The organism is Flavobacterium sp. ov086 (assembly GCF_900187965.1).
GTDB lineage: Bacteria > Bacteroidota > Bacteroidia > Flavobacteriales > Flavobacteriaceae > Flavobacterium.
The window spans coordinates 108,239-123,185 of sequence record NZ_FZNL01000003.1 but is presented as its reverse complement, the minus strand read 5'-3'; the positions used below and the strand labels follow the sequence as shown (position 1 = coordinate 123,185).

The window sequence follows — 14,947 nt, the reverse complement described above, 5'->3', positions numbered from 1 at the left end:
TTTTTGGGAGTGAATGTTTTTTTTCTAACCAATTAAGGGTAAAATGCAAGTAAAATCTCCGTCTTTTTTGAAGGTTTTAAAATCCTTTTTAGAATAATAATTGTAGATACTTTCTAAGTATTTGTGACCAAACTTAGATTCTTTTCCGAAGTTTTGCTTTTCATTTAAGTTATTGGTAATGATCACAACATTTTCTTTAATATCAATGGTTATTTTCAAAGGATTTTCATCAGAAGCGATATTGTGTTTAATAGCATTTTCGACCGCAATCTGAAAAGCCAGATAAGGTACCTTTTTAGCCAAATTGCTTTCGTCTTCGATAGTAATCGTAAAGACAAATTCTTCTGTGAATCTGGTTTGTTGCAGAAATATATATTTCTCGATAAAAAGCAATTCTTCCTGAACCGTAACAATATTATTAAGGGGCGGATTAATAAGGTATCTGTAAATCTTAGAAAGATTCAAAGTGAATTTTCTTGCTACACCAGTATTACCTTCAATAAGCATGTAAAGCGAATTCAAAGAATTGAATAAAAAGTGTGGATTAATTTGCTCCTTTAATTGTTGCAGCTGAATTAATGCTTTCTCTTTATTGATTTTTTCATTTTCCAGAAGAAGTTTATTTTTTTCCTGAGACAAGATTTCTTTTTCGTGAAAAGTTCTTCGCGTAAAAATGGTAAACAAATAAAAGAACACAATTAAAATTGCAGTCGTAATAATGTAAATTAACCAAGCATACTTTTTTACCGCATCTACATCTTCAGTTGAAATCTTTTTAGGAAAATTGACACACAAATACCAATTTGTACCTTTTAGATTCAATCGTTTTGTATAACGTACAATATCCAGACCTAAATATTCCGAAAGTGCTATTTTCCGGTTAAAGGTATCCTTGTCTTTAAGAGTCGTATCCTGAAGAGATATATTTGTAACCTTAAAAATATTTTTTTCCAGCAATTTTATTTCGGGATGAAAAATAATCGTTCCTTTTTTGTCAAATACAAAAGCATAAGTTGGTGACTTTTGATCAATCGTTGCGAAATAAGATTGCATTGATTCCAAATCAATATCATATCCGTATCGAATTACAGTACCATTTGTATTAACATATTTATAATAGATGCGCCAGGAAAAATTTTGAGGATCTTCAACAATGATGTTCGACTGATCCAGATTTCTGTTTTTTGCAACAAAATCTTTTATAGAAGTTTTGATGTTGTCACTATTAATAGAAGCAGTAAATTCTATTTTTTGATCATTAATCTGAAACCAATTGTTTTTGATAATATTGTCATTGGCGTGAATCGTACTTAGAACTTTTAGATTGTCAGATAAGTTTTTGGTATTACTCATCTCAACAATACTTTTTAGCTCATTTTGAGTTTCAAGAAATCGTGACAATTCATGAACCATAACTTCCTCCTTTTTTAATAAGGTGCGTTGTTCAGTTGCAATATTTGACGTTTCAGTGATTTGAGTCATTAAACCACTAAATATATAAATAGAAACCAATGTAAGGACAACGAAAATGATTCCTAAAATAAAGAAGGTCCTACCGGAAAAAGTATTTTTAAAAGTAAATTTCAAAGATGTATATTAATATATAAGGAAGCTTTTTTATCCTTATAAAAATGTGGTATTTATTTTTTTTCGCGTGCAAATATAAAACTTTTTGACTGATAGCGTTTTAGTTGTAAAAAGTTAACACTTATTTCGTGGATGCGTTTAGTAAAAATCTTGTTAAGGGAGAAAAAGGGTTGTTTTTGTTTCAGGTTTCAGGTTTCAAGTTTGTGATGAGTTTCAGGCTTGTATGAAATTTTACCGCAAAGAGCGCAAAGTTTTTTTACTAAGCAAGATTTTATAAAAACGCAAAGTTCGCAAAGCTTTGTATTAAAACTTTGTGAACTTTGCGTAACCTTTGCGCTCTTTGCGGTTAAATGATAAAGAGTATCTATTCTCATTTCAAACCTGAAACTTTTTCAAACCTGAAACAAAATTCCTAATTCAAATTAATAATTTGCGGTCCGAATTCTTCGTAGAAAATATTCTTCTGATTTACCTTTAAATCTATAAGCGATTGATATTGTTTTTTGATAAAAACTTCTGGTCCGCAGATGTAGAATTTTGCACCCTCTAATAGAATTGAATCTTTACATTTAGTAAGATCAACGCGACCTTCAATGATTTGGTTCGAATGATTATCAGTATTTTCTAATGAATCATAGAAAGTAAAAGTTTCAAGCCATTTTACCTCTTCTTTTAAAGAAGCAATCTGATCTTTAAAAGCATGAACCGATTCATTTCGGCAACCGTGAACCCAAACTGTTTTTTTATTCTGAATAGCATTTACATTTGTTTCCAGCATGCTCAACATCGGCGTCAAGCCAACACCTCCACTAATTAAGATCAACGGATTTTCAGAATCTTTTTCTAAGTGAAATAATCCCGCCGGAGCTGAAATCGAAATAACATCACCTTCAGATTTTGAATGCATCGTATTCGAAACCAATCCGGATGGATTTGAAGCGAATCCGATTTCTTTCTTGACAGAAATTCTATAATATTCCGGATTGAAAGCACTTGATAAACTATATTGCCTTGGTTGCATGAAACCTAATTCGGGAACAAAAATATGAACACTTATATATTGACCGGAATGGAAATCTGTAATGGGTTGTCCGTCTTCGGGATAAAGATAAAACGATTTGATTTCGCTCGATTCGTTGGTTATTTTTTTAATTATAAAATTTCTCCAACCGTTCCAACTTCCCGGTTTTGCAGCATTTTCTTTGTAAAGTTCTTTTTCAAGATCAATCATAATTTGTGCAAGCTGATTGTAGGCAATAGCCCAGGCTTCGAGAATTTCCGGAGTTGCAGCTTCGCCAACAACTTCTCCAATCGAAGCGATCAATTGCGTTCCTACTATATTATATTGGTCCGGCTGGATATTCAAACTTCTGTGTTTGGTTCCAATTCCTTTTAGAACATTAATAAGTACACTTGGATCTTCTATATTTTCGGCGTAAGCCAAAACAGCATTTGCCAAAGCAGATTTCTGTTTTCCGTTAGCTTGATTTCCCATATTGAAAATGTTTTTCAATTCAGGATGGTGTGTAAACATTCGGTTATAGAAATAGGAGGTAAGATCTTCGCCGTTTGATCTTAAAATTGGAATAGTAGCCTTAATCAGTTCTTTTTGATATTGATTCATCTTTGAATAATTTGAATTTAGAATTAAATTTTAATGTACTATAAACCCGTTCAGAATTTATATTTACAAATTTAAACCCGTCATAAAGCTCTATTTTATGATTCAAATCATAAGAGGTAAATTTCAAGTTTGAAATGTGTTCAGGCTTGTGTAAATTTTACCGCAAAGTCCGCAAAGTTTTTTTGCCAAGCAGGATTTTATAAAAACGCAAAGTTCACAAAGCTTTGTGTTTAAACTTTGTGAACTTTGCGTAACCTTTACGCTCTTTGCGGTTAAATCATTAAAGAGTTTCTATTCTCATTTCAAACTTGAAACTTGAAACCTGAAACCAGCATCAAAAATAATTAACCAATTTGAAGATGTTCCAATGTTTTTCCAACCAAAGTTTTAGTCCCAACAGATTTGAAACCTAGTTTTAGGTATAATTTTTTGGCATTTGGATTTTCTTCGTCGACCAATAAACCCAAAGTCTGATTATTTTTGGTTACAAATTCTTCAATCAAAAATTGCAGTAATTTTGATCCAATACCTTTTCCTTGATGATTTGGATTTACACCCAAAGAATCAATGTAAAATTCTCCGCTTTGCGTTTCGCTTTCCGGATTAAAATCGGAGTTAAAGTTTGCTCTGACATATTCGATAATTGGCAACCTCAGCACCATTAAATCGGCTCCGTTGTAAATATTTACAATGCCAATAATTTCATTGTTTTCCTCAGCTACAAAACAATTCTGATAGGAATATTGATTGTTTTCTTTTTCTACAAAATATAATAGAAAATCTCTCGCACTATCGTAATCTTTCCTTCCAATAAATTTATAGATAATGTCTTCCATTGCCAATAACAAACATGGTGCAATAAATGGTGAATCGGTTTGAATGGCTTTTCTAATAATCATGATCTATTTTTTATGAAGTGCAAAATTACACCAACTTTTAGAGTTAGTTCTTATTTCTAACACTAATTAACATAATGTTTGAAATTGAACATGATGTTGATTTTATATTTTGGGATAGGTCAAATTGATGTTATTAAATTAAAGAGGTAATTGTAAATGATGACTAAATACATCTCTCGCAAAGACGCAAAGTCGCGAAGTTTTTTTATTCTAAAGGAATTAAGGATTGCACAAAATATTTTGCAAATTTTAGTATAAACTTTAAAAACCAAAGCTTTGCGACTTTGCGTCTTTGAGAGATTATTGAAATGGTTTTGTGATATATTTCGCAAGAAATATACGCTTAATGATCAGAAATTATAACGCCGGGTTTTACTTTATTTGATTTGTTCATTACGAATAATAATAGGGGTAATGTGATCACAAAAAATAATCCAACAATTACAAAAGCATCTCTGTAACTCAATAATGATGATTGTCTTATGATGACATTTTCCATGAGTTTTAGCGCTTTTATTTTGGCTTCATTATAGGCAAATCCTTTATGCTGAAAATAACTTATATAAGCGTTAATTCTGTCCATTGCTTTTACATTATCTGGCGTAACATTTGAAATTAATATATTTCGATGATCGGCAAAACGATGTGCGATGTACGTGTTTATAATCGATACGCCAAAAGAACCACCAAGCTGACGCATCATATTGTTTAGTGCTGCACCCTGACCAACATCTTTGTCTTTAAGCGAAGAAACTGCCAGCATTGTAAGCGGAACTGTAAGCAAAGCAAGTCCAAGCGCTCTGAAAATAAGTGCAGTAGAAACTTCGGCTGCGCTGGTGTTTAAAGTTATGCCGGACATTCGCCAATTAAAATAAATAAAGAGCACAAAACCTAAGGCAATAATCACAACTGGAGATACTCCTTTTTGTAATAATGTACCACATATTTTTAAGGCGAGCAATGCCATTAAAGCGCCGGGAAGCAAAAGCAAACCTGTTTGATAAGGCGAAAAGTTTAAAAGGCGCTGCACAACAACGGGACTCAGATAAATAGAAATAAACATTCCGAAACCTGTTACAAACGTCAGGATTGCTGCTATAATTAGAGATTTACTTTTGAGAACCCTGAGATTGACTACGGGTTTATCTACTTTTAATTCCCAATAGATAAAGAGACATAAGGTTGTTATGGCTATAACGGTTAAAATAATTATGTATCGGGTTTCGAACCAATCTTCGACCTCGCCTCTTTCGAGAACGGTTTGCAGGGAACCAACTCCAATTGCGAGAAGTGCAATTCCGGTCCAGTCGACTTTTGCTTTTTCGGGTTTTACAGGAGGTTCTTTTAAGAGAAAGTAACAAGAAATAGCAACCAGAATTCCTATTGGGATATTGATTAAAAATATCCACGGCCAATCGTAGTTTTCAGTAATATAACCACCAAGAGTTGGACCGATGGTTGGACCAATAAAAATTCCTGCTCCAAATAAAGCTCCGGCTGTTGATTGTTTTTCTTTTGGAAAAAGTTCAAATACTACAACCTGAGATATAGACAAAAGTGCACCTCCGCCAATTCCTTGTAAAAATCTAAAAAATACCAACATCCAAATAGAAGAAGAATGTCCGCACATGAAAGAACAGAAAGTAAAGAGAATTACAGAACCAATGTAATAATTTCGCCTTCCAAGATTAGCGCTTAAAAAACTTGTAATCGGAATAATGATAACGTTGGCGATTGCATAAGCGGTAATTACCCAAGAAGTATCTTCGAGAGTTGCACCCAGATTTCCGCTCATGTGGTATAAGGCTACATTGACGATCGAAATATCAATAAGCTCCATAATTGCGGCCAGAATTACGGTAAAAATGAGGAGTTTTCGTTGGAAAGGTGTCATAAGTATTAATTATACCGATTGGTATATTTTTGATTAAAAAAAATGGTGTTTGGCTTCGCAGATAACTTAATTCGTTAAGTGCAATTATTTTTAACACATAGAAACATAGCTTTTTGTAACTTAAAAAAGGCGTTTCACTTATAATTAATGCATCCCGAAGCTTCGGGACTAGCTATGCGATAGAAATGAGTTTCTTTTCTGTATTCTTTTTAGAAATAAAATCTATGTTTCTATGTGTTTAATTTCGCTTTTGTTAATTAAATCAAGCGTGTTGACTTAAGAATTTCTTTTAGAAAGATCAGTTTTAAGCAGGTTTGTGTAGGCTCTGGCAATTAATCTGGTTTGATCTTCATTCCATATTTCGCATTGCGCGTTGACCATTTGTTTTCCTTTTTTGATGACAGTTGTTTTGGCAAAAATAGTATCTCCAACTTTTGCCGGAGCGAAATAATCAACGACAAGATTTATAGTGACATAAAAACTATTTTCATTATAAGAAAACATTGTTGCGCCAATACAATCGTCTGCAATTGCTGCTGTAACGCCGCCGTGCAATGTTTTTATTGGATTTGACATTTCTTCTCTAATCAGATATTTAAAAGTTACACTTCCTTCTTCGGCAGCGATTACAACAGGTCGCATCCAAAGCATAAAAGGCGATGGCGATGCAGTAAATTCTTTGTCAATGTGGTTTTGTAATTCTTGTAATCTCGAAATTGTTTCCATTTTAGTTTTGATTTTAATTTATTATACCAATCGGTATATTTTATAGTAAAAAAAATAGTTTTGTTTTATTCTAAGTCTTCGATGACTTTATTTACGGAAAGCATTACGGTTGATAAGTCTTTTAAATCTCCTGTTATTTTTGAGATCATTACACCGCCTTCGATCAGTGCAATTATCGTCAATGCCGTTTTTTCCGGATTTATTTCTTTGGCTTTAAATTCGCCCAAAAGAATGCCTTGTTCTATGAATTGAATCAGTTTTCTTTTCCAAAAAAGGATAATTTTTTCTACGTTTTTTTTAAGAATTGGATGTGTATCGTCAGCTTCTGTAGCGGTATTTAAAATCGGACATCCACCTTTTGTTACTCTCAAATCAAGATAGTTAGAGTAGAGTCGGGGATACACCAGAAGTTTGCCTTTGAAGGTATTTTGTTTCTCGATTTCCTGGGCAAAAGCATCTTGTAATTTCTTCACATTATACTTAAATGCAGCAAGGGCAACCTCATCTTTATTTTCGAAATTACCATAAATACTGCCTTTTGTAAGTCCGGTCGCTTCTGTAATATCGCTCATAGACGTGCCACTATATCCTTTCATATTAAAGATTGGAGCAGTTTTTTCGATAATAAATTGCTTGGTTCTTTCGGCTTTACTCATGATATTCAAATATAATAACGCAAATATATACCAATCGGTATAATTATTTTTATTTTTTGGGAATTATTTTATGATGGAGTGTTTTTCGCAATTATTTTAAAAATATTGCTTGTAGGTTTTTGGGACATTATATCTGCAATCTGTATATGTTTTTGCCATTATTATGATCGTAAAATCAAACGTTCCTACGGAATGAAAAAAAACGTCAATTTATTTGGCTACCGATGAGATGTTCCGGTGGAACAACTTATGCGTTTTATTTCCTGATGCTTCGGCTTATGTGTTAGTGAATTAAAACTTGCAAGCTTATTTATGAAGTTTCTATAAAACAAGTCCGCCAGTTCCATAATTGAAACTGGCGGACAAAAAAAATAAAAAATAAACACTGTCTTTGTTAGAACGAATATCTAACCCCCAATTGTCCCTGAAATCTTGACGCTAACTGATCTACAGTATATGGCGCAGATGTTGGTTTTTGGAAAGTATATGTTGGATCACCAGTAGCTACACCTCCAAGGTTTCCTGATTTTGTTAAACCAAGGCTCGCTGTTGAATTGTATGTATTTGGAACAAAGTAACTTCTTCCCCAATCTTTGTTGATTAAGTTTCCAACATTTGCCATGCTGAATGAAATTTGGAATGTACCTACTTTTGTAACTTTAATTTCATCCATTAATTTCAAATCTGCCTGAATATTCCATGGCGTTGTATCACCATTTCTTTCAGTGAAAGTTCCTCTTCTGCTTTTCAAATAATCATTTCCGTTAACAAAAGCTTCATAAGCTGCAACTTGTTGTGCCGCTGTTGCAGATGGAACTCCTGCTGAACTTACTCCAATATATTTAGCTGCTTCTGCTGCATCTTTAAAGACATAAGCCAATCCTGCTGCTTGTCCTGTTCCTGCAATTGTTGAGTTTACAAATCCCCATGAGAACGGATTTCCTGATTGTGCATTAAAATACACATTAGCAGAGAAAGTATTGTTATCAGCTAATTTTACTGCATATCCAACATTAGAAACGATTCTGTGTTTGATATTAAAGTTTGAAGTTGCCAATTGCGGATCATTTGGTGTCAATGATTGGTTCATTTGGAAGTTACTTTCCATAGAATTACGAATTCCATTTGTAACATCGCGAGAATCTCCGTAAGTATAAGCAACCATAAAGTTAAGACCAAAATCGTATGTTTTTGAAACCATTTCGGTAATACTATATCTGTACCCTTTGTTTGTGTTTGATAACAAGTAAGCATTTGAAAAAGCCGGGTTGATATTTGCCGCATAAATTGGCATTTGGTGATTGGTGTCGTAAGAGAAATAAGTAGGATTGTCTAGCTTATTAACTTGTTGAAATTCAAGATCACGAATCACTTTTGTGTAAATACCTTCAGTCGTAAATTTGTATCCGTCAATGATTTTATCGATTGCCAATGAGTTTCTTAAAACTGCCGGCATTTTGAATTTATTGTCTACTAAATCTGCCTGAACTTTTGGAGTTGCATCGTGATATCCGTTCAATCCGTTTGTTGCCAAAGGATCTCCCGCTGCTGCAACCTGAGCTGGCGTTAAGTTATTTTTGTCATAACTTCCGTAACCAACACCGTCATTATAATATGCATATCCTAGCCATGCAAACGGAATACGTCCTGTAAATACTCCTGAACCTCCTCTTAAAACTAAGGTTTTGTCTTCGTCAACATTGTATGTAAATCCAATTCTTGGAGACACTAATGCAGTGCTGAAGAAGTTGTTATTTATTTGGCTTAGTGGAGTATAATTATATGTTGTGCCATAGTTTGGATCTGCTGGAGAATTTTGAACTTGCGGGCTTAATTTTGGTTTGTTTGGCAAGTCTGTATAATCAACTCTCACACCCGGAGTAACTTTCAATTTACTACCAATTCTGATCTCATCCTGTGCATAAACACTATATAAGTTTACTTTGAATTTAGCATATGGATTGTTGAAAATCTCATCTCTTGTAGAACCATCAAAAGGATACGTTCCACGAACACGAGAAGGAAGTTTATTGAAGAAATCATTTAGAGATTTGTATGAAACTCTTCCATTAAGCGAATTTACAAATCCGTAATTAATGTCGTAAAATTCGTTGTGCGTACCAAATAAAAACGTGTGATTTCCTGTTTTATAAGTAAGGTTGTCTGTGATTTCGACAGTATTTTGTTTCATGTTAAATACTGTTGCTTCACGATCGTTTCCTAAGAAAATAGTTCCTCCGTTGTAACCAATCTCTGTTTGGGGAAACATGATATTGCTTGATTTTGGATCACGATAATCTTTAATTGCTGAGTAACTTGCAATAAAGGAGTTTGACCATTGGCTGTTGAAATGACTTTTTAATTCTAAAACCGTACTAATAGATTGGTTTTTCTGCGTAAAATCCATGCTTGAAAATCTAAAATTTGCCGCATCACGCTCTAAGTTTGAAGCCTGAGAAATTACCGTATTGTTTCTTAACGAAAGAGAGTGTTTGTCATTAATTTTCCAATCTAATTTATTGAAGAATTTTTGACTTTTTGCAAAGTTATTGTATGCTCCATAACTTCCTGGATCAAAGCCATAATTTGTTTTTACGAAATTCGAAATTTGTTCTGCAGTAGCATTATCTACTAATGAAGTTAATTTTCCGGCAGAATTTGTTGATCCGGCATTGTAGAATAAAGGGTCAGTTCTTTCTGCATATTCCATATTGGTAAAGAAGAAAAGTTTATCCTTAACAATTGGCAAACCTAATCTGAAACCAATTTGATAATCACCAAAAGAGCTTGGCATTTTTGAACCGTCACCAGCATTGTTTGGACCTGTAATAGCGGCATTTCTGCCATAACTGTAAATAGATCCGCTTACTGTATTTGTACCGCTGCGAGTTACAGCATTTACACTTCCTCCAAGAAAGTTTCCTAATTTAATATCATAAGGAGCAATATAAACCTGAATATCCTGAATCGCATCTAAGCTAATAGAGTTTGATCGTGTACTGCTTCCAGGCATACCTGAAGTTCCGGATTGACCACCCAATGATGGGCTAAAACCAATTGCATCGTTATTTATAGAACCGTCAATTGTTACGTTGTTATATCTGAAATTGGTTCCTGCAAAAGAGTTATTAGAACTTTGTGGAACTAGTTTTGTAACATCCTGAATTCCTCTGTTGATTAACGGAAGACCATTTACTTGTTTTTCATTGATATTGGTTCCGTTATTTTTAGATGATGGTTTAGAACTTGTAATTACAACTTCTTCCAATACATTGTTGTCTGCTTTATTAACTACAATTGTTGGCAAATCATTGTCACCAAGTGCTAAAAATATTTGTGCATTAGAATAATCTTTGGTACCTGAACTTTTAATTTCCAGTTCATATGGACCACCGGCATTCAAATTTTCGAAACTAAATCTACCTTGTTTATCAGTTGTAGCTCTGTAAACGGAGTTGGTAGGTAAATGTGTTAATGTAACCTCAGCTTCAGTAAGTGGGCTGGTTCCATCATTAACTTTGGCGGATAATGATGAGGTTGTAATTTGAGCAAAAATGTTTCCCATAACAAGAAGCATAAATGCCGAAAAAAAGAGTTTTAGTTTTGTCATGTTGTTTTTAGTTTTTATTTGACAAAGAAACTCAGTTTGTTTCGATCGGATTTAACGCTTTTGTTAACTTAAAATGATAAAAATATTCATTGTTAACGCAAAATTATCAACGTGTTATTTCTGTTTAAAGGGTTTAGGTCTTTAAAATCAATCGTTTATTCAAAATGCTAAAAATAAGTAGATTAGTCTTGTATTTGAAGTAGATTAGAGAAAGATTAGAGTGTTAATTTAATGTTACCGATTGTGAAAAACGATAAGTTTAGATATTAATATTGCAACCCAAAAAGTGTAATTCTTTGATATGTCTAAGTCTATAATAGATTTCAAAATACTATAAAATTGAATAGCGTTCAACTTTAGTTGGATGTAAAATAAAATACAAGGGAAGGGCTTTAGCCGAATTTGGGAGAGTTTGGCTAAAGCCCTTTTCTATTCAATTTTTATTCTCCAGCTAAAGCTGGAGGCTATTCAAAAAAACTTTATTTTATTACCAATCCGTTAAATTATGATTTTAAGAAGTTACAATGCTTAAAAATTTTTCTCGCAGATTTAGCAGATTAGGCAGATTTTTTTTCTCAATTTAGATGACGTAAAATTAAGATTAGATCCGCTCAATCTGCTCAATCTGCGAGAAAAAAATAAATTCTAAATCTTTTAAACTGTCATCCCTTTGTCAATAATTTAAACTTTTATTTAAGGAAATATCAAAGAAATTGAAGTGCCTTTTTCTAACTCAGAATCAACTATGACATTAATATGGTGGAGTTTTAATATTTGCATTGTTATAAAAAGTCCTAATCCTTGTCCTTGAATATGACGTGTATTATCGCTTCTGAAAAAGAGATTAAAAATAGATTCCTTATCAGTTTCTGAAATTCCTGGTCCTTTATCTGTAATTTTTAGCTGGAGTTTTCCTTCTTTCGAAAAAGCAAAAACGGCAACTTGTTCAGGAGATGAAAACTTAATAGCATTATCCAGAATATTATACAATGCTATAAAAATCATGTGTTTATTTCCATTAATGGAAAGCAAATCTTCATCATTGGCAATAGCATCAAAATTGACGGAAACTTTAGATTCAGGATATTCGATAGTTTTCTTTTCCAGAACATTCCATAAAATTTCATCAATTCTGACTGTTTCCATTTGCTGAGGTTCAGAAAGTTCGAGTCCGGATAATACTAAAAGACTGTCCAAAGTAGATTTTAAATGTAACGTATCTTTCTTGAGTGATTTTAAAATTTGCTCGTATTGCTTGTTGGTTCTTGGTTGCTGCAACGAAACATCAATATCTCCAATAATAATCGTAAGCGGTGTTTTTAATTCGTGAGAAGCATTTTTTAGAAAATTGTTCTGAATCATAATTCCGCTTTCCAGTCTTTCCAGAAGATAGTTGAAAGTAGTAACAAGTTCTTTTATTTCGTCTTTTCCGCTTGTTTGAGGCACTTCTAATCTCGAATGAAGATTTTCGGTCGTAATTGTATTTACTTTTGCTATAACGCGCTCAAAAGGCAGAAATGTTTGCTTAGCAAGAAATGTTCCCAAAAGATAGTTTATCGGAATTCCGGCGAGATAAAAAATAATAAACATAATGCCCAAAATCTCCAATTGTCGGTTTCCTGCACGATCAATTCCCGAAACTACAATAATAAAATCTCCCTGATTGTCTTTGTAAAATAAACCTACAAATTGCCTTCCGTTGATTTTAAAATGTAAAATTTTATCTTTTTTGATTAAATCCAAATATTGATCACTCAGCTGAATATCAATATTATCCTTGACAAAAAGTTTTTTTGTTTTGGCATCATAAACTCTTATCGATTCATTATTGATTCGGTTGTATTGTATTTCGATTTGATTATAACGTTCACTGTTAATCTCTTTGATTTCGTCTTTTTCGAAGTAAAAAAGAGCCGTTGTCATCGCGTGATCTTCAAGGTTATCATAATACAGATCTTTCATGTGAGTTCTAAACAACAAGAAAGAACCCGCCATTACAAGTCCAACCGTAAAGGCAAAAAGCAAACTGGAATTAACCGCCAGCTTGTTTTTAAGATTCATGATTCTTTTGTTTCAGCATATATCCCGTTCCTTTTATGGTATGGATTAAAGGCGTGGCGAAGTTTTTGTCGACTTTATTTCGAAGATAATTAATGTAAACATCCACAGTATTAGAATTCATATCAAGATCAATGCTCCAAACTGCCTGAGCAATGGCAATTCTCGATAAAGCCGTTTCGCGGTTCTTCATAAAAAAGATCAGTAGCTTAAGTTCTCTCGACGATAAGTTGAGTTCTTTTCCGTCTCTTGTGGCGCTTTGTTCCTTCATATTAATCTCGATTCCGGCATAAGATTGGAAATCTAATATTCCCGTACTAAATTCGGCACGACGAAGCTGAGCATTTATTCTTGCCAGAAGTTCTTCAAACAAAAAGGGTTTTGCCAGATAATCATCGGCACCGGATTGTAATCCTTTTACTTTTTCATGCGGAGTATCTAATGCACTTAAAATAAGTATTGGGACAAGTATTTTTCTATTTCGTAAAACCTCACAAACTTCAAATCCAGTAATATCCGGAAGCATGATATCGAGGATAATAATATCAAATTCATTTTCCATGACCTCGTTGATGGCGTCATAACCTTTAGAAACCGTTTTAACCTGATAGAGATTTTCTTCAAGTCCTCGCGAAATAAAGGAAGCAACTCTGGGATCGTCTTCTACTAATAATACTCTATTCATAACCGAATATAATTGGGGTGTGCAATATCATTTAAGTAATACAATAAGCATTAGTATGACTTATTGGATTTACTTTTTTATCGTTTAATTCTAACAAGGTATTTTCGATCATTTGTGACATTGCGTCCAATGCCAGATCGTTGGGCTGCAAACCAAACGGATTTTCCAATTCGTCTGCAATTGCTTCAAGAGCTACAAAGGTATAGGCTATAAAAACAATTATAAATGGTGTAATCCATCCCATTGTTTCTACAAAGCCAAAAGACAATAAAAAGCAATAAATATATACGGTTCTGTGCAATAATACACTGTATGTATAAGGGATTGGCGTGCTTGCGATTCGTTCACATCCGCCAACAATGTCGGATAGTTTATTTAGATTTTCTTCGAAAGCGAGTTGCGTAATGCTGTCGATTTTGTTGTCTGATTTGGCATTTTTCACCCAAATCCCTAATTCTCTTAAGATAATTATAGGTTTGAATTTGACTTCTTTAAGATGATCTGCAAACTCTTTAGGAAGTAATCTGTTCATATCCTGCTCAGAATTAGTTTCTCTAAGCTGATGTTTTAAACTGTAGGCAAATGCAATAAGTAAGTTGGTGAAGTTTTCTCGTTTGGCGTCATATTCTTTGTCGTTTATGAGCGTAATACTTTGTCTGGCAAGAGATCTGGTGTCGTTAAGTAGTGCGCCCCAAAGTTTTCGGCCTTCCCAAAAACGATCGTAACTCACATTGTTTCTAAAGCCGAGAAATATAGCCAGCGCGATTCCGAATAAAGTGAAAATGGCGGGATTAATATGTAAATTATATTCGAGAAGATAAGGCTTAAAATATACAACGAGAAGCGAAAATAAAAGCAATAATAAAAGCCTTGGAAGGAGTTGTGGCAAAACGGAACCTCTCCATTCAAAGAGCATTTTAAACCAGGTATTCTTTTTCTTTATGATCATTTGGGAAAAATGAAATTCGATGTTATAAAAGTAAGTAAAAGAAGTATCGCTCGCAAAAAATCACAGAAAATATCATGATTTGTTGGGTATAATAACTGAAAATTTAATTTAACACATAGAAACATAGATTTTATCTGTAAAAAAGAATACCGAAAAAGAAACATGTTTCTTTCACATAGCTAGTTCCGAAGCGAAATGTTATTAAGGTAAACTTTTTTAAACGCAATCTTGTCAGGCTGAGCATCCCGACGCTTCGGGA

At 33.4% G+C, this 14,947-nt stretch carries 10 protein-coding genes; all 10 read right to left on the bottom strand.

The features are described from left to right. Positions 1 to 24: 24 nt before the first annotated feature. The 10 genes from CHB81_RS04155 to CHB81_RS04110 all read right to left on the bottom strand — a co-directional run bounded on the left by CHB81_RS04155 (position 25) and on the right by CHB81_RS04110 (position 14,688). Complete coding sequence (locus CHB81_RS04155; protein WP_254920959.1) at positions 25 to 1,482, bottom strand: histidine kinase; 1,458 nt, start codon at positions 1,480 to 1,482, stop codon at positions 25 to 27. Positions 1,483 to 1,999: 517 nt separating this feature from the next. Further along, positions 2,000 to 3,211 carry an NO-inducible flavohemoprotein gene (gene hmpA / locus CHB81_RS04150; RefSeq protein ID WP_089350634.1) on the bottom strand — a complete coding sequence of 404 codons (1,212 nt, stop codon included), beginning with the start codon at positions 3,209 to 3,211 and terminating at the stop codon, positions 2,000 to 2,002. A gap of 344 nt (positions 3,212 to 3,555) precedes the next feature. Then, positions 3,556 to 4,110, bottom strand: a complete 555-nt coding sequence (locus CHB81_RS04145; protein WP_089350633.1) for a GNAT family N-acetyltransferase — start codon at positions 4,108 to 4,110, stop codon at positions 3,556 to 3,558. A 343-nt stretch (positions 4,111 to 4,453) separates the two neighbouring features. Then, on the bottom strand, positions 4,454 to 6,004 hold the full coding sequence (locus tag CHB81_RS04140; protein WP_089350632.1) for a DHA2 family efflux MFS transporter permease subunit: 1,551 nt from the start codon (positions 6,002 to 6,004) through the stop codon (positions 4,454 to 4,456). Positions 6,005 to 6,280: 276 nt separating this feature from the next. Then, complete coding sequence (locus tag CHB81_RS04135; RefSeq protein WP_176427490.1) at positions 6,281 to 6,730, bottom strand: PaaI family thioesterase; 450 nt, start codon at positions 6,728 to 6,730, stop codon at positions 6,281 to 6,283. Between the two features lie 65 nt (positions 6,731 to 6,795). Then, complete coding sequence (locus CHB81_RS04130) at positions 6,796 to 7,386, bottom strand: TetR/AcrR family transcriptional regulator (RefSeq protein ID WP_089350631.1); 591 nt, start codon at positions 7,384 to 7,386, stop codon at positions 6,796 to 6,798. A 394-nt stretch (positions 7,387 to 7,780) separates the two neighbouring features. Continuing rightward, a complete protein-coding gene (locus tag CHB81_RS04125) occupies positions 7,781 to 10,996 on the bottom strand; it encodes a TonB-dependent receptor (protein WP_089350630.1) in 3,216 nt (1,071 codons plus the stop codon). A gap of 693 nt (positions 10,997 to 11,689) precedes the next feature. Further along, the gene (locus CHB81_RS04120) at positions 11,690 to 13,057 is read right to left on the bottom strand and encodes a HAMP domain-containing sensor histidine kinase (RefSeq protein ID WP_089350629.1); all 1,368 of its coding nucleotides are present in this window, start codon (positions 13,055 to 13,057) and stop codon (positions 11,690 to 11,692) included. Beyond that, positions 13,047 to 13,739, bottom strand: coding sequence for a response regulator transcription factor (locus CHB81_RS04115; RefSeq protein ID WP_089350628.1), 693 nt, complete (start codon positions 13,737 to 13,739; stop codon positions 13,047 to 13,049). Before CHB81_RS04115 ends, CHB81_RS04120 begins: the two co-directional genes overlap by 11 nt. A gap of 31 nt (positions 13,740 to 13,770) precedes the next feature. Then, positions 13,771 to 14,688, bottom strand: a complete 918-nt coding sequence (locus CHB81_RS04110) for a bestrophin family protein (protein ID WP_089350627.1) — start codon at positions 14,686 to 14,688, stop codon at positions 13,771 to 13,773. Positions 14,689 to 14,947: the final 259 nt, after the last annotated feature.